The 20,592-nt window shown below is 59.6% G+C and carries 16 protein-coding genes; 11 read left to right on the forward strand and 5 right to left on the reverse strand.

The window, feature by feature from the left end; all coding sequences use genetic code 11:
* Positions 1–9 precede the first annotated feature (9 nt).
* The 5 genes from H281_RS0116655 to H281_RS0116675 all read left to right on the forward strand — a co-directional run bounded on the left by H281_RS0116655 (position 10) and on the right by H281_RS0116675 (position 4,903).
* On the forward strand, positions 10–981 hold the full coding sequence (locus H281_RS0116655; RefSeq protein ID WP_020068272.1) for a carbohydrate ABC transporter permease: 972 nt from the start codon (positions 10–12) through the stop codon (positions 979–981).
* Positions 982–991: 10 nt separating this feature from the next.
* A complete protein-coding gene (locus H281_RS0116660; protein WP_020068273.1) occupies positions 992–1,843 on the forward strand; it encodes a carbohydrate ABC transporter permease in 852 nt (283 codons plus the stop codon).
* 232 nt (positions 1,844–2,075) lie between these two features.
* Positions 2,076–3,311, forward strand: a complete 1,236-nt coding sequence (locus tag H281_RS0116665) for a Crp/Fnr family transcriptional regulator (protein WP_027804674.1) — start codon at positions 2,076–2,078, stop codon at positions 3,309–3,311.
* A gap of 89 nt (positions 3,312–3,400) precedes the next feature.
* Positions 3,401–4,165, forward strand: a complete 765-nt coding sequence (locus H281_RS0116670) for a flagellar motor protein (RefSeq protein ID WP_020068275.1) — start codon at positions 3,401–3,403, stop codon at positions 4,163–4,165.
* A 45-nt stretch (positions 4,166–4,210) separates the two neighbouring features.
* Positions 4,211–4,903, forward strand: a complete 693-nt coding sequence (locus H281_RS0116675; protein WP_020068276.1) for an OmpA family protein — start codon at positions 4,211–4,213, stop codon at positions 4,901–4,903.
* Between the two features lie 3 nt (positions 4,904–4,906).
* Here H281_RS0116675 and H281_RS0116680 read toward each other — a convergent pair whose 3' ends face one another.
* Entirely contained in the window at positions 4,907–6,580 is a 1,674-nt protein-coding gene (locus H281_RS0116680; RefSeq protein WP_020068277.1) for an FAD-dependent oxidoreductase, read from the reverse strand.
* 284 nt (positions 6,581–6,864) lie between these two features.
* Here H281_RS0116680 and H281_RS0116685 point away from each other — a divergent pair, with 284 nt between their 5' ends.
* Positions 6,865–8,415 carry a methyl-accepting chemotaxis protein gene (locus tag H281_RS0116685; RefSeq protein WP_020068278.1) on the forward strand — a complete coding sequence of 517 codons (1,551 nt, stop codon included), beginning with the start codon at positions 6,865–6,867 and terminating at the stop codon, positions 8,413–8,415.
* 43 nt (positions 8,416–8,458) lie between these two features.
* Positions 8,459–9,559, forward strand: coding sequence for a lactonase family protein (locus H281_RS0116690; RefSeq protein ID WP_020068279.1), 1,101 nt, complete (start codon positions 8,459–8,461; stop codon positions 9,557–9,559).
* Positions 9,560–9,639: 80 nt separating this feature from the next.
* On the opposite strand, the gene H281_RS0116695 is transcribed toward H281_RS0116690, so the two are convergent.
* Positions 9,640–10,224 (reverse strand): glutathione binding-like protein, encoded by a 585-nt coding sequence (locus tag H281_RS0116695; protein WP_027804675.1) that lies wholly within the window; start codon positions 10,222–10,224, stop codon positions 9,640–9,642.
* 126 nt (positions 10,225–10,350) lie between these two features.
* Entirely contained in the window at positions 10,351–12,186 is a 1,836-nt protein-coding gene (locus tag H281_RS0116700) for a thiamine pyrophosphate-requiring protein (RefSeq protein WP_020068281.1), read from the reverse strand.
* Between the two features lie 169 nt (positions 12,187–12,355).
* Here H281_RS0116700 and H281_RS0116705 point away from each other — a divergent pair, with 169 nt between their 5' ends.
* The 4 genes from H281_RS0116705 (at position 12,356) to H281_RS0116720 (ending at position 16,522) form a co-directional block, all read left to right on the forward strand.
* Positions 12,356–13,354: an SDR family oxidoreductase gene (locus H281_RS0116705; protein WP_020068282.1), complete on the forward strand. Its 999-nt coding sequence runs from the start codon at positions 12,356–12,358 to the stop codon at positions 13,352–13,354.
* A 118-nt stretch (positions 13,355–13,472) separates the two neighbouring features.
* The gene (locus tag H281_RS0116710) at positions 13,473–14,114 is read left to right on the forward strand and encodes a DsbA family oxidoreductase (protein WP_020068283.1); all 642 of its coding nucleotides are present in this window, start codon (positions 13,473–13,475) and stop codon (positions 14,112–14,114) included.
* An 81-nt stretch (positions 14,115–14,195) separates the two neighbouring features.
* A complete protein-coding gene (locus tag H281_RS0116715; RefSeq protein WP_027804676.1) occupies positions 14,196–16,112 on the forward strand; it encodes an NHL repeat-containing protein in 1,917 nt (638 codons plus the stop codon).
* Between the two features lie 77 nt (positions 16,113–16,189).
* On the forward strand, positions 16,190–16,522 hold the full coding sequence (locus tag H281_RS0116720) for a DUF2322 family protein (protein WP_020068285.1): 333 nt from the start codon (positions 16,190–16,192) through the stop codon (positions 16,520–16,522).
* Positions 16,523–16,563: 41 nt separating this feature from the next.
* On the opposite strand, the gene H281_RS0116725 is transcribed toward H281_RS0116720, so the two are convergent.
* On the reverse strand, positions 16,564–18,090 hold the full coding sequence (locus H281_RS0116725; protein WP_027804677.1) for a PepSY-associated TM helix domain-containing protein: 1,527 nt from the start codon (positions 18,088–18,090) through the stop codon (positions 16,564–16,566).
* Positions 18,091–18,143: 53 nt separating this feature from the next.
* Complete coding sequence (locus H281_RS0116730) at positions 18,144–20,588, reverse strand: TonB-dependent receptor (RefSeq protein ID WP_020068287.1); 2,445 nt, start codon at positions 20,586–20,588, stop codon at positions 18,144–18,146.
* Between the last annotated feature and the right edge of the window lie 4 nt (positions 20,589–20,592).

The raw sequence follows: 20,592 nt of genomic DNA on the forward strand, positions 1-20,592 counted from the left end.
GACAGGAGAATGATTTTGTCGCATTCCGTCACTCGTCATACTGTGGGCGGTCCCGCTGGACCAGGCGGCTCGCCGCTGCCTGCGTCGGGCAGCACCACGCGGATCCACGCGCGCGGGCGTCGTCCTTCGCCTACCGCACGGCGTCAACGACGCGCCGCCTTTCTGTTTCTCGCGCCCGCTTGTGTGATGGTGGCCATTTATGTGATCTGGCCGATTCTGTCGACGATACGCCTGAGCTTCTTCAACTGGGACGGCATGACGGAGCCGACTTTCGTCGGCCTCGCCAATTACACCGAGTTGTTCCATACGCAGACGTTCTATACGGCGCTAAAGAACAACCTTATCTGGCTCCTGCTGTTTCTGCTCGCACCGCCGATGGGACTCGCCGTCGCGTTGTATCTGAACCAGGCAGTGGCAGGCATCCGGATCGTCAAGTCGCTCTTCTTTGCACCGTTCGTATTGTCCGGTGTGGTGGTCGGGCTGATCTTCTCGTGGTTCTACGATCCAACGTTCGGCTTGCTCGCGGTAATTCTCGGCCACGGCGTGCCGGTACTCGGCGATCCGCGCTACGCAACGCTAGGCATTGTGTTCGCCGCACTATGGCCGCAAACGGCCTATTGCATGATCCTTTATCTGACAGGCCTCACTTCGCTCAACGCGGAACAGATCGAGGCGGCGCGCATGGAGGGCGCACGCGGCTGGTCGATGCTGTGGCATGTGATCCTGCCGCAATTGCGGCCCACCACCTTTATGGCAATCGTCGTCACGATTATCGGCGCATTGCGTAGTTTCGATCTGATCTCGGTGATGACCGGCGGCGGTCCTTTCGAAAGTTCGACCGTGCTCGCCTATTACATGTACGACCAGGCAATCAAGTACTACCGCATCGGCTATTCGGCGGCAGTGGCCGTCGTGCTGTTCGGCATCATGCTGGTGTACATCGTTTATCACTTGCGGCGGATGCTGCGCGCCGAGCAATAAGGAGCCAACCATGTTTCCAATTCCAATCGACAAGTGGAAACCGGCAACGCGCCGCGTCTACAAGCTGACGCTGCCGATCGCATTGCTGATCTGGCTTCTACCGATGATCGCAGTGCTCGTCACATCGATACGTTCGAGCGAAGAACTCAGCGAGGGTAACTATTGGGGATGGCCGAAGCATTTTGCGCTGTTCGACAATTATCGCGAGGCGCTGACCACTTCGCCGATGCTGCATTACTTCTGGAACAGCGTGCTGATTACCGTGCCCGCGGTGATCGGTTCCATTGCACTCGCCGCAATGGCCGGCTTTGCGCTCGCAATCTACCGCTTTCGCGGCAATTCCTCGCTGTTCGCTACTTTTGTCGCGGGCAACTTCGTGCCTGTGCAGGTATTGATGATCCCGGTACGCGATCTGTCGTTGCAGCTAGGGGTTTTCAACACGGTGAGCGCCCTGATTCTTTTCCATGTGTCGTTCCAGACAGGTTTTTGCGCTCTCTTTTTACGCAACTTCATCAAGCAGTTGCCGTTCGAACTGGTCGAGGCGGCGCGAATCGAAGGTGCGAACGAGTGGACGGTGTTCTTCAGAATCGTCCTTCCGCTGATACGGCCCGCGCTCGCCGCATTGGCGATTCTCGTGTTCACCTTCGTGTGGAACGACTATTTCTGGGCGTTGTGCCTGACGCAAGGCGACGACGCCGCGCCGATCACCGTCGGTGTGGCCGCGCTGAAGGGGCAATGGACGACCGCATGGAACCTCGTTTCCGCCGGCTCGATCCTCGCTGCGCTGCCTTCCGTCGCAATGTTCTTCGCGATGCAGAAACACTTTGTCGCAGGCTTGACATTCGGCGCGACGAAGGGTTAAAGCGGCTACCGGTGACCTTGCCGACTCGTGACCAAAGAAATAGCAAATCGAGTCGCGCGTATTGAGCGTTGAGAGTAGGAGTGGCAAACGTTTGCGCGATCGCCGTCGCGTTTGCCCTCATTAAAGATTGGGATGAGCTTGTCGTTATCTAGTGAAATATGTCAGACCGTCGAACTGACTCGTGCCTGAAGAAGGCACGCGCTGGACCAAAAGCTCATCGGGGGTACCAATCTTGAACCAACAACGCACGCCATGGACGCGCACCGCGGCTCCGGGCGAAGTCATCTATTCAGAAGGCTTCCTGGGTGACGCCGTGATCTACGTCATTGCAGATGGCAAAGTCGAAATCTCCACCCAGTGCGATGAAAAAAAGGTCATTCTGGCCACGCTCGGCAAGGGCGAGTTTTTCGGCGAAGCGGCGTTGTTGCCGCCCGAGCCGCGAGCCCACACCGCGAAGGCACTGAGCTTCTGCCAACTTACCGCCATCGCGGGCGGCATTGTCGAAGAAGAACTCGAGCGCGTCTCGCCGCTGCTGCGCCATATCGTGCGCACGATGATCCGTCGCGTCAAAAAGAAAGACGACATTCTCGCGACTAATACACATGCCGATTTTCTACCCGGCGTCCTTTCCTATGCGCACGTTCTTTCGTTGATGGCCGGAGCCGAACCGAACGACAGATTCGACGGACGCGCGCGCCGTCCTCAAAACGAGGAAATCTCGATTCCGCTTTCCGAAGTCATCAAGAAATGCAACGCGATAGCGGGCCACTCGCGTCCACATGTGATGGCAATGCTCAAGCGCATGGAGAAGCTCAATCTCGTATCCATCGAAGGGGGACGCTCGGAGCGGCTGAACAATACGTCTGGGCGCTATTCGGCAAGTGACGGCGCGGCGGGCCGGCAACTCGTCACGTTCGACGCCGTGAAAATCACTGAACGCGCGCAGCAGGTCGCGGACCACGATCTGGATGTATCGATCAGCAGCGAACTCGAACTGATCGAACTGGACGACCTGGAAGCCCTGATCGGCGTCGACCGGAAAGTGATTCTGAACAAGCTCTCTCACGCGGAGATCGCCGAGGACATCTTCGCGTTCCGCAAGACCAAGGTACTCAACTACGTCGAGGAAAAAGGTCTCAGCTACTTCTCGCGCCGCACCGCGCGTGGCGCAGGCGAGCTGAAATCGCTCGACGATCTGGAGTTTGTCGATCAGCGCACGTTGTTCGAAGCGGTGAGTGCTTTCGATACCTATGACCTCGCGAAACTGCTGTCCGCGTCTGAGGGACAGCCGATTGACGAGCGCCTGCAATCGGTGATGACGGAAGCCCGGAAGAAAGAGGTGTCGTGGGTCATGCGTCGAGAGATCAAGATCGACCCGGTCGAGATCATCGAAATCGAGCAGCGGTTCCTCGATACGGTGCGAGCGCTGAAGTCACCCGTGGCAAATACTGCTCCGGCGGAGTCCTGATGCCTGCGGCGCCCGGTCCGCAACACCGGGCGCAACGCTTGAACGTTTAACTGTAATTCGCAGGCTGCAGCAGCCGGTGGCGAGGACGTATGGATCTTCTAACGATATTTGGCGTAGTGTTCGGCCTGACGGCAATCGTCGCGGGCTTCTCGCTCGAGGGCGGTAACTTCACGTCGCTCTTTCAACTGGAGGCATTTGTCATCGTGCTTGGGGGCACCTTCGGGGCCGTGATGATCCAGAACACGTGGGCGCGCTTCTATGACGGCGTGAAGCAATTGCGCTTTGCTTTTGTCAAGGCGCGGCAAGTGGATCGCGAGAGCCTTTCTGTTCTGCTCGAATGGGGCGATCAGGCGAAACTCAATGGCATGCTGGTATTCGAGTCGATCGACGCAAACGGGATTAGCCCGTTTGCCAAGCGAGGTCTGGAGCTGCTGGCAAACGGCGTATCGACCGCAGTGCTCGAAGATGCGTTGCAACGCGAGGTCGATGCCTATGAGCGTAACCACATGGCGGCCGCGCGAATCTGGCAGCAGGCGGGCGGTTATGCGCCGACGTTCGGCATTCTGGGCGCGGTGCTGGGCCTCATTCAGGTGACGGGCCATATGCTGGAACCGTCGCAACTGGGGCAGGGCATTGCGGTCGCGTTTGTTGCAACGCTGTATGGCCTGGCCGTAGCCAACCTCGTGTTTCTGCCGCTATACGGAAAGATCCGCGCTCAGGTGGACAGCGAATTGCGTTTCAGGCGTTTGTACCTCGACGGCCTACTCGCGATCTCGCGAAAGGAATCGCCGCACACCATCGAAACGCGCCTGGCTGGCGACGTGCGCGAACGATCCGCCGAACTGCTCGGCTAATGGCTCGGCAATGCCTGAGCATCAATTCATAGCGGACTCGCGTGTATGAGCACTTCGACTGGCAGCAAGCGTCTTCCGACGGACAAGACAGCGCATCAGGACGGTCACGATAGCGGCGAGCAGTCGGACCGCTGGCTGCTTTCATACGCCGATCTGATCACCACGCTGATGGTGCTCTTTCTCGCGCTGTATGTGTTGCAACTCGCGAAGAACAGCGAGTTGCAAATAAAAACGCTCCAACATCACCCGGTGAAAGAGGCTGTCGACGTGCAGCCGCCCGTTGCCGCAACGGATGCAAAAGAAGCTGCGAAGAAGCAGCTTCTCTCGTTGCTGGAGCCTTTGCAGGGCAACCGTCAGATCACGATTTCGCACACGCCTCAAGGCGTTGAAATTGCGATCAACGCGAAAGTACTGTTCAACTCCGGCGACGCTCGCCTTTTGCCCGAATCGTTCGCTGTGCTGGATCAGATCGCCAAGGTGCTGCGTGAGCGCGCGAGAAACAACGTTCTGGTTGAAGGACACACGGACAGTTTGCCAATATCGACGGCGAAGTACGAATCCAATTGGGAACTGTCTTCCGCTCGTGCTGGGGCTGTCGTGCGCTTCTTCGCTGACAAGGGTATTGAAGCGCACCGTATGGCCGCCATTGGCCGCGCCGACAATTTTCCGCTGGTTATCGGCAACGACGCGGCGGCCAATGCTGCGAATCGGCGCGTCACCATACTCGTCGAGTATTGAATGTCACGGTGCGAGCGCAAGGTACTGGTGTAGGGACTGAATCGCGGCCGCGCCCTCCCCGACGGCCGCCGCGACTCTTTTCACCGAACCGCTGCGCACGTCGCCCACTGCGAAAATGCCGGGTCTGCTGGTTTCGAGGAAATGCGCGGGACGTTCCGACGTCCACTTGTGAGCGACATCGGGGCCTGTCAGCACAAAGCCATTCTTGTCCAGTTCGACGCAGTCGCCAAGCCATCCGGTACTTGGCTGCGCGCCGAGAAACAGGAACACGTGGCGAATAGCCTTTTCCTCGATTCGCCCCTGCTGGTTCCACTGAATCGACTCGAGATGTTCTTCGCCATTTAGCGCGACGATTTGTGTTCGCACGTGAACCGTGATGTTCGGCGCCGCTTCGATCCGCCGGATCAGGTAGCTGGACATGCTGGCGTTGAGTCCTTCGCCGCGAATCACGATATGCACGTGACGGGCGAATCCGGATAGAAAGACCGCTGCCTGTCCCGCCGAATTGCCTCCGCCGACAATGACGAGTTCTTCATTTCCGCAAAACGCGGCTTCCATGAACGTTGCGCTGTAATAGACGCCCCGACCCTGGAAATGCTCGAGCCGCTCAAGCTCCGGCTTGCGATAACGCGCGCCTGTTGCGATCACAACGGCGCGGGCATAAACATGCTCGTCGTAATTCAGGCGGATATGGAACGGCTGTCCCTTGTCGCATTCGATACCGAGTGCCTCGATCGGCACACCGACTTCCGCACCGAACTTCCGGCATTGGGACAAGCCACGACCGGCGAGTGCCTGGCCGGAGATGCCCGTCGGAAAACCAAAGTAGTTTTCGATCTTCGAGCTGGTGCCCGCCTGGCCACCGGGCGCCTTGGTGTCGAGAACCGCAACCCGCAGTCCTTCCGATGCGGCATACACGGCCGCTGCAAGACCGGCGGGTCCGGCGCCGACCACCACCACGTCGAATCGCTCGCCATTCAATCTGTCGGGGCTCAGGCCAATCGCGTCCGCCACCGCGCGATTCGTCGGCCGCTTGAGAATAGTGCCCTGCAACGTGACGAGTACCGGCAGATCTTCCTCAGTCGCGCCGTAGCGATCGAGCAGTGCTTTGGCCTCTTCGTGCTCGGCAATGTCGAAGTATGCCGACGGTTGCGCGTTGCGGCTCAGGAAGTGCCGCAATACGAGTGTCGGAAAAGAGCCGGAACTGCCGATGACGACTACGCCGCCGCTTTGATCCTGAATGTACGCGACGCGGCGCAGGATATAGGCGCGCATGATCGTCTCGCTCAGTTCCGCTTCGGCAACCACGAGTGCGCGCAGCGATTCCTCGTCGATCACGATCACCTCGCAATCGCTCGTTGCGCGTGTCGACGCCACCGCACCGCGCCCAGCCAGCGTGCCGACTTCGCCGGTAAAGCTGCCGGGCCCGTGAGTACCCAGAAAATGCAGGTTCTCGCCGCTGCCGCGCGTCGCCTCGATGGTGCCTGACACAATCGCGAACATCGGAACGTGGCGATCGCCTTCGGTGAACAGTACCTCGCCGGCGCTCAGCTTGCGCCGCTCGCCGTATCTTTCCAGTACCGCAAACTGCGCGTCGTTCAGCCTGGGAAAGATCTGGTGGTGACGGCTGCCGCCTGCCAGCAGATCTTCACGCTTACCAGAAGTTTTGTCGCTCATGAGGTGTCCAATTAGAAAGACGCACGGTGCAGCACGTCGCTACGCTGCCGGATTGGAACGACGATGCGAATAATCGGCATCATGGGAATGGCGATGGACAGCGGTTTCGGCTGAGATTGTGCGCCAGAGTCGGTCCGCCAGTAAAGAGCGGCGTCAGGCCGGACAGGGCAAGGCGGCGCATGCAGTGGGGTGCCGATGCACCGCGCGGGGCCGGTCACATTCAAGTTCACGCATCATCTGCCGTTAATAACCAGAGAGACAGGCAACGAACGGGTTCGGAAAGCATGCGCGATTTCACAGTAAGAAAAAGCTTACTCGCAGTACTGGTCCTGTTTGCCGCGATGATCACGTTTGGCGGCGTGGTGGGTGTCTTCGCGCTTGGCCGCTCGAACGAGAACGCGCAACGGCTCCAGGAGATTGCGACTCAGGAGATACTCGCTAACGACGGCTACAAAGACAGCACCCGTACCCGCGCAGCCCTCACTCGCGCCTACGCGGCGCTGAAGGAGCGCAACGATCTCGCCACTCGCGATTCTGCACTCGCTAGCGCGCAGCGAACCCTCGATCGCGCGGACGCCGAAACGCGTGCTTTCGCGTCGGCGTCCCGATTCGTGGGACAGGACGATGCGCTGAAACAGCAGCTTGTCGACTCTTCGAATGCGCTGGCCGCAACACTGAAGAAGTCGTTCGACGCACTCCAGCGTGGCGACACCGACGCCTACGTTGCAATCAACGACCGCGACATTACGCTTGCCGGTCAGGTCTATTCGGCGAACGTGGAGAAGTTTCAGAACCTTGCCGGTGCGTTGGCGAAGGAGTCCGCGGCGAGAAACGAACGGGAATACGGCTGGATTGTCACGATGGTCGTCACGGGCGTCGCACTCGCTCTCGCATTGATCGTTGCCACGCACTTCGCGTTGCGTAAGATCGTGATCAACCCATTACAGCAGGCGTCCAGACTGCTCGACCGGATTGCCGGCAATGATTTGACCACCTCTATTCCTGAAGGCAGCAAGAGCGAAATCGGCCAGTTGTTCATGTCGATGTCGCGCATGCAGGCCGGGCTCGCGCAAACGGTGTCGAACGTTCGCGTCAATTGCGAGGCGATTCACGGCGGCGCGCGTGAGATTGCCGCGGGCAACCTCGACTTGTCGAGCCGCACGGAGGAGCAGTCGGCATCGCTCGAAGAAACGGCGGCGAGCATGGAGGAGCTGACTTCCACCGTGAAGCAGAACGCGGATAACGCTCGCCAGGCGAGCACGCTCGCGGCAAGCGCTGCCGACGTGGCGCAGCGTGGCGGCGACGTCGTGCAGCGCGCGGTGCAGACCATGACCGCCATCACCGCTAGCTCGCAGAAGATCGCGGAGATTACCGGCATGATCGACAGCATCGCGTTTCAGACCAACATTCTGGCGCTCAATGCCGCTGTGGAGTCGGCGCGGGCCGGCGAGCAGGGTCGCGGCTTCGCTGTCGTTGCCGGCGAAGTGCGCACGCTCGCTCAGCGCAGCGCGAGTGCCGCGCAGGAAATCAAGTCGCTCATTTCCGCTTCGGTAGATGACGTGCGGCACGGTAATGAACTCGTCACGCAGGCCGGCCACACGATGACCGAAATCGTTGGAGCGGTTCAAGGCGTTGCGACCATCATGGCGGAGATCACGTCGGCAACCGTCGAGCAAACCGCTGGCATCGAGCAGGTTGGCAAGGCCGTGAGCCAGATGGACCAGGTGACGCAGCAGAATGCGGCCCTCGTTGAAGAGGCTGCAGCCGCAGCGAGTGCTCTTGAGCATCAGGCCCAGTCGATGACCGATGCGGTGTCGGCATTCCGCCTCCGCTAACCCAGGTTGATGTTCGTATCCAACTCAATCGGAAAATAAAAACATGGGCGTTAAAGCCGTCTCGCGTGTATTCGCAATTCTGTTAGCCGGTGTAACGATGTCCGCCGCTACACATGCCGCCACCTACGCGTACATGTCGAACGCGGATAGTCAGGACATCTCGGTGTTCAGCCTCGATACAGCGAATGGCGCACTGAAGCCCGTGGAGACGGTGGGGCTCGCCGGCACCGTCATGCCAATGGCTTTGTCGCCGAACCACTTGCGGCTTTACGCAGGGGTGCGTTCGAAACCTTATCGCGTGGTGAGCTTCGCAATCAATCCGCTCGACGGCCGCCTCAGCGAACTGGGCAAGGCGCCGCTCGCGGAAAGCATGGCCTACGTGTCCACCGATGCGAGCGGCCGTTACCTGTTCTCTGCTTCTTACGGCGGCAATCTGCTGGCCGTGAACAGCATCGACTCGAATGGTGTGGCGCTAGACGTTCAGCAGATCATCAAAACAGGCCCAATGGCGCATGCTATCCGCAACGCGCCGGATAACCGTTATGTATTCGCGTCGGTGCTCGGCTCCGACGCCTGGTTGCGCCTGAAGTTCGATCCGTCGAAGGGTTCATTGACCGAAGACGCCACGCCCGCGTATTCGCTTGCCGCCAAATCGGGACCACGCCATTTCGTGTTCTCGCCGGATCACCGGTTTGTTTATCTGATCGATGAACTCGACGGCAAGCTGCATGTGCTCGCATTCGACAATCAGCGTGATTCGGTTAAACCGGTGCAGACCATTTCCATTCTGCCGCCCAATTTTTCCGGCGATAAGCCATGGGGCGCCGATGTTCACATCACGCCGGATGGCCGCTTCGTGTACGCGTCGGAACGCACTTCGAGCACGCTCGCTGCTTATCGCGTGGAGCGGGCGTCGGGCAAGCTGACACGTATCGGCACTTACGCCACCGAAAAACAGCCGCGCGGCTTCAACGTCGATCCATCGGGCAATTATCTGCTCGCGGTCGGACAGTTGTCGACGAGCCTGAGCGCATACAGGATCGACCCGAAGACCGGTGCATTGAGCGCGCTGGGGCAATACCCGGTGGGCAAGGGCGCGAACTGGATCGAGATAGTGCAGTTCGACGGTTCGAACGCAGAGTAGATAACACGGCCAGCTGCGACCGCTCGCAGCCGCCGATGCAAAACCGCGTCGGCGGCCGCGGCTAACGCGGGCATGCTCTTTTACTCGATCCCTTCGTGTTTCAGCGCGAGTTGTACAGCAGGCCGCGTCCGCATGCGTTGTGCGAATTCCGAAAGTTTTTGCGGCACTTCGATGTTCGCTTCTTTGGCCCATAGAAGCATGGTGAACAGGTACGCGTCCGCGACGCTTGCTTCTGCACCGAACAGATAGTCGCCCTTCAACATGGTCGAAACGAGCTGGAAGCGCTGGCCGAGCTTCTCCCGCGCGGCACTTGCTTCTTCATTCGACGCGGGTTTGAATACGCGGCCGAATTGCTTGTGCAACTCTGTTGAAATGAAAGCCAGCATCTCGACCAGACGTGTCGCGCCTAGCTCGCCCGACGGTGACAGTGACGGCTTGCGTTGCGCGACCCATGACAGGATTGCGACGTTTTCCGTGAGCCGTTGACCGTCGTCGAACTCCAATGTCGGGACATAGCTCTTCGGGTTGATTTCGTTGAAATTCTGACCCGTCTCCGTGGTTTTCGTTTTCAGGTCGACGCGTACGCGGTCGAAATCCATGCCTGCTTCGTGCATGGCAATGTGATCGGCCAGACTGCACGCGCCCGGTGAGTAATAGAGCTTCATGATGCGGTCCTCCATCTAGTTAGTTGGCGATTTTCTTTAGGGCAGCATTCGCCATGCCGTACGAAATGGTCAGCTATGCGACTTACCGTTCGCCATGTGAAGCGGTCGATTGCCAGCGCCGCACGCTTACTCGTCGTGGTGACCCGGAAGCACTGCGCCGAGCACCTGCTTCGCGGTCTGCACGATCACATTGCCTTCGTCGGGATCGCCCTTCAGCAAGGTCGATGCAAATGCCTTGGCCTGCGCCAGCGTGATATGCGGCGGCAACGGCGCGATGTTCGGATCCGCCTTCACCTCGATCACGACGGGACGATCGGCGGCCAGCGCTGTGTCCCACGCGGCGCCCATCTGCTCTGCGTCGTCGACATAAATGCCTTTCAGGCCGATCAACTCCGCGAACTTGTGATACGGCACGGAGGGAATGTCCTGTGATGCCTCGAATTTTGGATCGCCTTCCATCACGCGTTGTTCCCACGTCACCTGATTCAGGTCCTGGTTGTTCAGCACCATGCAGATCCAGCGCGGATCGGCCCAGCCTTTCCAGTACTTCGAAACGGTAATGAGTTCGGCCATGTTGCTCATTTGCATCGCGCCGTCGCCGACCAGAGCGATCACTGGGCGCTCTGGATAAGCGAACTTCGCCGCGATCGCATACGGCACGGCCGCGCCCATCGACGCAAGACCTCCTGACAGCGAGCACATCATGCCGCGTTGTACTTTCAGATCGCGTGCGTACCAGTTCGCGCAGGAGCCCGAATCGCTCGTCACAATCGCGTTCGAAGGGACGCGCGGCGACAGTTCCCACACGGTGCGTTGCGGATTGACCGCGTCCTTGCCCGGCTCATGTGCGCGCTTGTCGAGCGTCTTCCACCAGTCGGCAGTCCAGCCTTCAATCGTTTTGCGCCACTCGCGATCCTGCTTGTGTTCGAGCAACGGCAGCAACGCGCGCAGCGTTTCCACGCTATCGCCGACAAGATTCACTTCCATTGGATAACGCAGGCTCAGCATGTCGGCCTTCAGGTCGATCTGCACACCGCGCGCCGCGCCTTCCTTCGGCAGGAACTCTGCGTATGGGAAGCCCGAGCCGATCATCAGCAACGTATCGCACTCGGTCATGAGGTCATAGCTTGGCTTGGTGCCGAGCAGACCGATGGAGCCGGTGACCCACGGCAGATCGTCGGGCAGTGCGGCTTTGCCGAGCAGCGCCTTCGCGACACCAGCGCCCAGTTTCTCAGCAACGGCGATGACCTCATCGGTCGCGTGCAAGGCGCCGGCGCCGACGAGTATCGCGACTTTCTTGCCGGCGTTGAGCACGTCCGCGGCCTGTTGCAGATCTTCCGCTTGTGGAACGAGACGCGGCGCCCGATAGCCGACACCCGAATGCAACGTGCCATGTTTGCGAGCGGGCGGCTCGTAAGGCAAGTCCTGCAAGTCGTTCGGCAGAACGAGCGCGGTCACCTTGCGCTCGGAAAGTGCAGTACGTATCGCACGATCCACGAGATGGCGCACTTGCGCGGGCACCGTGGCCTGCTGGACGAACGCCCCTGCGACATCTTTGAACAGCGAGACGAGATCGACTTCCTGCTGATAATGACCGCCGAGCGCTGAGCGTGCCTGCTGACCTGTTATCGCGAGCACTGGCATGTGATCCATTCGGGCGTCGTAGAGTCCCGTAACAAGGTGCGATGCGCCGGGTCCGGACGTCGCAATGCAAACTCCGAGTTCGCCGGTGAATTTGGCATGAGCCGATGCCATGAAGGCCGCCATTTCCTCATGACGAACCTGAATGAATTCGATCGGCTCCGGCTGACCGGTGGTCTTGCGATGCTTTTTGGCCTCCGTTTGTGCGCGATTCAGCGCGCCGAATACGCCATTGATGCCGTCGCCAGGGTAACCAAAAATACGGCGCACGCCCCACGCCTGTAGTCGCTCGATAATGAAGTCGCCGACGGTAATGGACATGGATGGCTCCTCACAAAAGTAATCACGATGTAGATCCAGACAGCGTTGCAAAGCGCGTTCCGCGTTCTTTCATGCAGAAAGAATCAACATGTCATGCAAATCGAGTGGGCTCGCTTTTTGCTGCACTGCTATGCGGACGTGTTGTGCGCACGAAGCACAAGGGATCGCTATGAACAAAGTTGTCGTCGTAACCGGGGCGGGTGCCGGAGCGGGACGCGCGGCTGCAGAGGAGTTCGCGCGGCACGGCTACGATGTGGCATTGCTATCGCGCGACCCGGCGCGGCTCGCGCGCGCCGCCAACGAGATCCAGCATGCTTATGGCGTTCGCGCACTAGCCATTCCGACGGATGTCGCCGATGCTGAACGCGTAGAAGAAGCCGCCACGCGCACGGAGTCGGAACTCGGTCCTATCGACGTATGGGTCAACGTTGCAATGGCCACCGTCTTTGCACCCATGTCGAAACTTACCGCTCAGGAATTCGAGCGAGGAACCCAGGTAACCTATCTCGGCCAGGTGCATGGCACGATGGCCGCGCTGTCGCGAATGCGTACGCGCAATCGCGGCACTATCGTCAACGTGGGTTCCGCGCTTGGGTATCGCTCGGTGCCGCTGCAGTCGATTTATTGCGGAGCGAAGTTCGCGGTGCGCGGCTTCACCGACGCGTTGCGTTCCGAGATCATCCACGACCGGCTCAATGTGCATTTGACCATGGTCGATCTACCGGCACTGAATACGCCGCAGTTCGACTGGGCGCTCAACAAGATGGGCAGGAAGGCAAAACCGGTCGCGCCTATTTTCCAGCCGGAAGTGGCCGCACGTGCCATCTATTTCGCCGCAACGCATAAACGACGCCAGGTATGGGTGGGATTTCCGACGGCGAAGGCGATTCTTGCAAACCGCGTCGCACCCGGATTGCTCGACAGATATCTGGCAAAGGCGGGCTACGAGGGGCAACTCACCGACGAACCACTCAGCCCCGACGCGCCAAGCAATCTCTTCGATCCAGTACCCGGCGATTTTGGCGCGCACGGACGTTTTGACAGCGAGTCGAAGCCCGCAAGCCTCGAAATGTTAGCGGTTCGGCACCGCGGCGTTTTATGCGCTTTGGCCAGTATCGGGATCGCTGGCGGAATCGGTTTGCTGATCAGAAAGAGCCGAGGCGCATAGCGCGCACGCGTGCAGCGGTGCGCCTTGCCGCGCTGGGAGACGTGAATAGCCGGGATCGGTAACAATATGCCTGTTTCCGACTGTCTCGACCTGTTACCCCATCGCCTTTAGGAAAGCCATGTCCCAACCGCTCACAATTGATTTCGTCTCCGATATCGCATGCCCCTGGTGCGCCATCGGCCTTTCCTCGCTGCAACTCGCGTTGGCGCGCCTGGGAGATGCCGTAGATGCACAGATCGTCGTGCATCCGTTCGAACTGAACCCGCAAATGGGTCCCGAGGGCGAGGCGATCGTCGACTATCTGGGTAAGAAGTATGGGCGCACGCCCGAGCAGATTGCGCAGACGCAAGAGATGATTCGCGAGCGCGGCGCAGGCGTCGGCTTCAATTTCGGACCGCGCAATTATGTCTATAACACTTTCGATGCGCACCGCCTGTTGCATTGGGCCGGTCTCGAAGGCAAGCAGTTGCCGCTCAAGCTCGAATTGCTGCGCGCTTATCATTCCGAGGGACGCGACCCGAGCAACCATGATGTACTCGTCGCAGCGGCTCAAGCGGTGGGACTGGACGCCGATGCGGCGCGCAACGTGCTGCAAAGCGGCGACTACGCGGACGAGGTTCGCGCGGAAGAAGAGGAATTCCAGTCACATGGCATCCAGTCGGTACCTGCGATCATTTTCAATCGCCGCTACCTGGTGAGCGGCGGCCAACCTGTCGAGACTTTCGAGCAGGTCATCCAGCAGATTCTCGCCGAGGCGTAAGCCGGCACTCCCGAATTGAAACGGCCGCATGCCGTCATGCGCGCGGTGACGCAAACGAAGTACCGCTGGAGGCAATCGTCGATGATCACAAAGCGGATCGCTGCCGCGTTGTTCGGCTTCGTGCTAATGGCGCTTGCCTGCGTGTGCCATGCGCAATACACGACCGACTGGCTCGCCAATACCTACGGCACGCTCGCGGCGCACGTAGGCAACGGCGCGCGCTCGATGTGGGTTGCGCCTGAAGGGGTGATTTACACGTCGTCGCTGTGGGACGAGAACGAGGGCGGTGTGGCGATCTATCAGAATGGCCAGAGCATCGGCTCGATCGGCACCCACGCGGACTTTCAGGGCAGCGCGATAACAGGAAATGCGACGTCGATCTTTACGGCGTTGCAGTACAACAGGTCGTTTGGCAGCGGCTCCGTGGGGCGCTATAACCGCGCGACGAAAGCGCTCGAACTTCGTATTCCCGTCAGCGTGTGGACCGGCATACCTCACGCCGATGTCATCACCGGGCTCGCCACGGCAGGCACGCTGCTTTACGTCAGCGACTTTTATGGCAACCGTGTCCGCGTCTTTACGACCGACGGCGTCTGGCAGCAAGACATTAACGTATCCGCTCCAGGCGCGCTTGCGCTCGATAGCGCGGGCAATTTGTGGGTGGCGCGAAAAAGTGCAGGCGTTGTAGCCGAATTCAGTGCGGGCGGTGCGCCTTTGAGCACGATCCAGATGCCTGCTGCATCGCGGCCCTCGGCACTTTATTTCGATGTGTCGACGGGACGACTCATGGTCGGCGACGAAGGGCCCGACATGAACATCAAGATCTACAACGTTGCGGGCACGCCGACATTGGCCGGCACCTTCGGCGTTCAGGGCGGCTATCTGGACACGACGACGGGAATCAAAGGACAGGTTGGCGACAAGCGCTTCACGCGTGTGGCGGGCATTGGCAAAGACGCATCCGGTACCCTTTATGTGCTGAACAATCCGTGGGGCGGCGGCTGGGATCTCGGGCGCAACGGCCCGACGGATCTGCATGCATACGACGGCGGCGGCAATATGAAATGGAAATTGCAGGCACTGAACTTCGAAGCCGTCGCGGCGCCCGACCCGATGACAGACGGCGCCTGGTTTTACAGCGGCGCGCACATTTATACGGGCGGCGCGGGCGGCACCTTCGTTGCGAATACCGTCGATCCGTTCACCTATCCTTCAGACCCGCGACTGAACATTAACGACACCCAGCGCGGGCAGCACTTCGGTCAACTCGTCAGCGTGGGCGGAAACCGTATTCTGGTTGCGTCAGGTCAGAATCCCGATACCTTTAACTTCTATCATTTCAACGCGGCGAGCGGCTACATTGCGATACCTGACGGATCGATCCCGGGACCCGCGTTCAACACGACGGTGAAGATAACGGGGGGCTTTTGCATTGATAGCCGCGGCGATGTGTGGGCCGGTCTCGACAGGACCAATCATATCTATCACTACCCGCTCACCGGTTTCGACGGAAACGGCAAACCGTTGTGGGGACCGGCAATCACGATTTCCATTCCGCTGAGTATCCGGCCGTTGACGCGCATCATCTATCTGCCGGAGAGCGACACGATGATTCTCGCGCAAGGCGTTGCGGGGAGTTGGGACTGGACGGCGATTCAATCGCGCATCGAGGTTTATCACGGCTGGAGTGCGGGCAATACCACGCGGCCGCAGCCGGTGATCAAACTCACCGGTGCCAATCCGAAGTCGATTACAGCAGCGGGCAATTATCTTTTCGTCGGGTACGTGCATACGGTGCCGAACATCGACGCGTTCAATCTCACCACGGGTCAACTCGACACCACGCTAATCAACAACAGTCCCGGTACGGTGGATGTCGGCAACGACGTCGATTCGATGTACGGGCTTCGCGCGTTCATGCGAGCGAGCGGTGAGTACGTGGTCACAAAAGACAACTACAACGGGTCGAGCATGATCGTTTACCGCTGGACTCCGTGAGGCGGCGCGATACAACGGGGCTATCGGATAAGATACGGCCCTCGTGGCAATTTTCCTGCTTAAAAGGAGTGGTTTCAGTGATTCAGGCGAGTAACGTATTCAAAGAGAACCTTGCGCAAATGCCCGCAATCGACGGTATCGTGCGCATCGATTTGATCGACGCGCAAGGCACGGTGGCGGCAAGCATCGAGAACAAGCCTGGCAAGCAGGGCTCGCTCGCGGTGTACAACTATTTGCAGCAGACATTCGGCACGCTCGACGCCAAAGCGGCCGAGCATGGTCTCGCGGTGTTCGGCGAACATACCGCCGACGCGCGCAACCGGCCAGGCGCGCATCCGAATGTCGATCATCTTCTCGCGATTGCAGCAGGCGCGCCGGCTTTGCGCATCGACGTTATTCAGGCGGGCTGAACCGCTTACGGTGCGCTTGAAAGTCTTTCGGGCGCACGGTGTTACCCTTCCGCCGACTCATACGGTGTAACTCGGTCGCGCCGCGAAGCACGTCCGAATAGTACGCGGTCGCCGAGCCACACTACGATCAGCGTGGCCCCCATCAACGGAAAGACGATGCCCAGCATGATTAGGCCGGTCTTCCAGCCGCGCATCGGCGGTGCGGCTCTTTCCCGCGAAGGCGCTCCGAGCGAGCGCTGCGGCCTGCGCTTCCACCACATCACGCAGCCGGTTACGGCCATCATCGCAAGTCCGAGCGAGATCATGGCGCACAAGATCTGATTGGCAACGCCGAAATAGCGGCCCATATGCAATGACGTGCCGTAGGAAACCGCTTTCGATACTGCGCCGTAGTCCGCATAGCGAATGTCCTTGAGCACCGTGCCGCTGTACTGGTTGATATAGATGGTGCGTTCCTTTTGCGGATCGGCCGGGAAGTACGAGACGGTGTACACGCCCGTTGCCGAGGTGGGCAATGCGATGTTGTAGCCGCTCGTCACGCCGAGCGCCGCCGCTTGCGAGACGATCCGCCCGAGCGGTAGCGGGGGCGTTGTTCCTGCATTGGTGGAAGCGGGCACAGGCGCATTGCCGACGGCCCACGGCGCTTGCGGCAACGGCAAGTCGTCCATGACCATGCCGGGCATCGAGTTATCCTGCGCAGCCTGTGTGTCGTGCCCGGCGTGTCCGGCGTGCGTTGCATGAGCTTTTGTTTCCGTCGTGTTCGCCGTCACGTCGCCGCGCGCCGCGACAGGCAGCACGGAGCGCAACGGCAAGCCGCCCCAGCTGCCGGGCGGCGCGCCGAGATTGGCGGCGCTCGCGAGTGCCTTGAACTGCTTGCCCCACGAGCCGGACCATGGAAGACCCGTCAACACGAATGCCAGCGCGCCGAGTGCGAGCCAGATGCCCATTACCGCGTGAACGCTTTTCCACAACGGGCGGCCTTTCAGTGTGAAGCGCGGAACCAGCGCATCGCGTGCCCGCGTCGCTCCAAGCGGCCACCACAGCGCAACGCCAGTGCCGATCATCACGAGAGTCCAGCATGCGGCGAGTTCCATCAGCAACTCGCCGGGCTTGCCCAGCAACAGCTTGCGATGGAGCATGCGGTCGATTTGCATGAAGCGATTCTCGACGCTCAACGTGCCGAGTACTTCTGCGTTATACGGATTCACATACACGCTTTGCTTTTCTCCATCCGCGAGACGGAAGATGAATTCCATGCTGCGCTCAGGCGTGTCCGGGATAACGGTGGTCACTGCAACGGAACCTGTCGGCATCGCAGCCTGCGCTCGCGCGAGCAGTGCGTCGGCTGGCATACGCGGTGCGGTTCGAGATTCGACGACGAGAAGCTGCGGATAAAGCAGCGGTTCAATCTGCGGTTGAAAGCAGTACAGCGTGCCTGTTATTGCGAGCACGACGAGGAACGGCATCACGAACAGTCCGGCATAGAAATGCCATCGCCACAGCGTGCGATAGCCGCTGCTGTTGGTCGCGGTGCCCGATGCAGCATTTTGCTGAATGGTGGTGGACATGAAATCCTCCTGCAAAAATGATCTGGTATTTCCGGTTTGCACGGCGCCGCGCATTACATGCGCAGCTTCGCTTCCACATAGAAGGTGCGGCCCGGATACGGGTGATAGACGTAGTAGCGCTCATCGAAAATGTTATCCACGCCAATGCCCACTTCGCTTAGCTTCGTGGGCTTGAACGTGAACTTCGCGTCCGCCACTGCGTATGAGCTCGTACCGCCGAATACGTCCGGATTCGTGTCGGTGTTAGTGAGCGTGTTGTATTGGCGGCCTGAGTAGCGCGCGGCAAGGGTCAGTGCCGAACGCTCGTCGAAGTGATAGGTCGCTGCAATGTTCGCGCGCCACAATGGAATGCGATAAAAGTACTTGCCGACGCTTGCGGGGTTTTGTGCGTTAGCGAGAATCTTCGACTGCGTATATGCGACGCTCGCAAGCAGATCCAGTCCACGCATGAATACGTTCTCGCCCGCATAACTCGTTTCGACACCTCGCGAGCGCACCTTGCCGATGTTCTGGAAGTTCGTTACGTTTGGAATCACGGTCGTATCCGTCTGGCTGAAGATCGTGTTCTTCACGTCGTCCTGAAACAGCGAGAAGCGGAAAATGCCATTCCAGTGCGCCCATTCGGCTGTGAGTTCTTTCGAGAGATCGTCTTCCGGTTTGAGGTTCGGATTGTTATTGACGATTGACGAACCATTGATTTGCCCCTGGAACAGTTCGCTGACGGTTGGGAAGCGATACGCGCGGCCAATTGAAGCGCGCAACGTCAGGTCGTCGCTCACGTCGAACGAAAGAGAAGCCTTCGGGGAAAAGTGCCGCTGATTCGCGTCGCCCGGCGCGATTGTGGTACCCGAAAGAGACTGAGATCCGTCGTACGCATGCCAGTCTTCGTAACGTATGCCGTACACGAATTTCCAGCGCGGCAGGAAGCGCCATGCATCCTGTGCGTACAGCGCCTGAGTTTGCGTCTTGCCGGCGAACGAGTTGGCAAACGTAGCGGCTGCGCCATCGCGCCAGTTGGGCGTCGAATAGCTTTCGTTGTCGAGAAAGTAATTGTCGTAGTGATAGCCGAAGCTGAGCGCGTGATTGGTCAGCCCCGCCTGCGTCGACTCTGGTGTGTAGGTGGTGCGCAGATCGAGCGTTTTCCAGCCGGTACCGTCGCCGAAAGTGACAGTGCCCGCGCCATTGCCGGGCGCTCCGGAATTGGCGAGACGCGCGACGCTATTGCCCACGTCGTAATACGATGCGATTGCCTCGCCATTCCAGCCCGTCGCATGGCGCGTTTTCAATGACACGCCGTACAGCCAGTTCTCGCTATGTCCGAGGCTCGGTGCAAACGCGGCTGCTGGAACGGTGTACTCGTATCCGTCAATGGCTACCTTTCCGCTGTACACAGGATTGCCGTTTGCGTCGCGCAGAAAGCTCGACGTCTGACTGTTATACGTTTGATGCCAATAGCCCAGCGTGAAACCACCTTGCAGTGTCGGCGTAAAGTCGTACTGCATCTTCAGCTTGAACTGGTCTTGCACCGTGTGTTCAATGCCTTCGCCGTTAATGCCGAGTATGGCTGTCGGCGTATTGGTCTGGTTGTTGTAGAAGTAGGCGCCGGTCACGGGCGTGTCGCCTGCTCTCGCAGGCGTGCCCGATTTGGCGAGTGTGGCGAATTGCAGCGGCTGGCTCGTGTTTTCGAGGTGGTTCACGCCCAGCGAATAAGAGAACTTGCCGATCCGGTCGCCTAGCGAAGCACTCGCTTCGCTGCCGTTGAAATTGCGATTCACGCCGTAGAGACTGAAATGCTGGGTGAATGCTTTTACGTCGGCCTCGGCTTCGAACTTCTTCGGCATGCGCGTGCTGATCAGCACCGTCGCGCCGAGCGAATTGCCCGGATATAGCGCGGAATAGGGGCCGTAAATCACATCGACTCGCTGGATCTCGTCGGGAGAGACCATCGACCAGCGCGGCGGAAAAGAAAAGCTGTTGCCGAGCAGATTGCTGAGCAGCAGGCCGTCCGCATAGACGAGACCGCGTGCGCTCTGTGTGTTGCTTGTGCCGCGTACTGCAATGATCGAATTCAGATCGCCGATAAAACGCTTACGGACCGCAAGGTTCGGCATGTACTTCAACACGTCTTCGGTGTTGACGACATTCCAATTGGAGAATTGATCGCGCGTAACCGTTTCGACCGTGGCGGGCAGATCCGGATCGACCGCGCGCGTTGCGGCGCTCTGATCGGCGGAGCTATTCGCGCTCACGCTTACGGTGGGCAACGTGGTGTCGGCGCTGACGGTATCGGCACGAGCGGGCGACGCTGACAACGCCGCGAAACCTGCCAGGCCCGTCACAGCAGCCGGGAAGAATGCGTGCAAATACGACGCAAATGAAGCGCAATGCAATCGCGCGAATGTGAAACCCCGAAAGGTGTGGAAGGCACGAGTGGCGACGCCGGCGCCACGCTCGAAGCGGACGCGAGCGGGCAACCTTCGCAACGCGAAGATGAACATGACA

Origin of the sequence: Paraburkholderia caledonica (assembly GCF_000383275.1) — a bacterium.
In the GTDB taxonomy this organism is placed as follows: domain Bacteria; phylum Pseudomonadota; class Gammaproteobacteria; order Burkholderiales; family Burkholderiaceae; genus Paraburkholderia; species Paraburkholderia caledonica.

Bases quoted from the DNA above. Each gene is read 5' to 3' on its own strand.
- H281_RS0116655 (WP_020068272.1), top strand. From the start codon at position 10: ATGATTTTGTCGCATTCCGTCACTCGTCATACTGTGGGCGGTCCCGCT.
- H281_RS0116660 (WP_020068273.1), top strand. From the start codon at position 992: ATGTTTCCAATTCCAATCGACAAGTGGAAACCGGCAACGCGCCGCGTC.
- H281_RS0116670 (WP_020068275.1), top strand. From the start codon at position 3,401: ATGGATCTTCTAACGATATTTGGCGTAGTGTTCGGCCTGACGGCAATC.
- H281_RS0116675 (WP_020068276.1), top strand. From the start codon at position 4,211: ATGAGCACTTCGACTGGCAGCAAGCGTCTTCCGACGGACAAGACAGCG.
- H281_RS0116680 (WP_020068277.1), bottom strand. From the start codon at position 6,580: ATGAGCGACAAAACTTCTGGTAAGCGTGAAGATCTGCTGGCAGGCGGC.
- H281_RS0116685 (WP_020068278.1), top strand. From the start codon at position 6,865: ATGCGCGATTTCACAGTAAGAAAAAGCTTACTCGCAGTACTGGTCCTG.
- H281_RS0116690 (WP_020068279.1), top strand. From the start codon at position 8,459: ATGGGCGTTAAAGCCGTCTCGCGTGTATTCGCAATTCTGTTAGCCGGT.
- H281_RS0116695 (WP_027804675.1), bottom strand. From the start codon at position 10,224: ATGAAGCTCTATTACTCACCGGGCGCGTGCAGTCTGGCCGATCACATT.
- H281_RS0116700 (WP_020068281.1), bottom strand. From the start codon at position 12,186: ATGTCCATTACCGTCGGCGACTTCATTATCGAGCGACTACAGGCGTGG.
- H281_RS0116705 (WP_020068282.1), top strand. From the start codon at position 12,356: ATGAACAAAGTTGTCGTCGTAACCGGGGCGGGTGCCGGAGCGGGACGC.
- H281_RS0116710 (WP_020068283.1), top strand. From the start codon at position 13,473: ATGTCCCAACCGCTCACAATTGATTTCGTCTCCGATATCGCATGCCCC.
- H281_RS0116715 (WP_027804676.1), top strand. From the start codon at position 14,196: ATGATCACAAAGCGGATCGCTGCCGCGTTGTTCGGCTTCGTGCTAATG.
- H281_RS0116725 (WP_027804677.1), bottom strand. From the start codon at position 18,090: ATGTCCACCACCATTCAGCAAAATGCTGCATCGGGCACCGCGACCAAC.
- H281_RS0116730 (WP_020068287.1), bottom strand. From the start codon at position 20,588: ATGTTCATCTTCGCGTTGCGAAGGTTGCCCGCTCGCGTCCGCTTCGAG.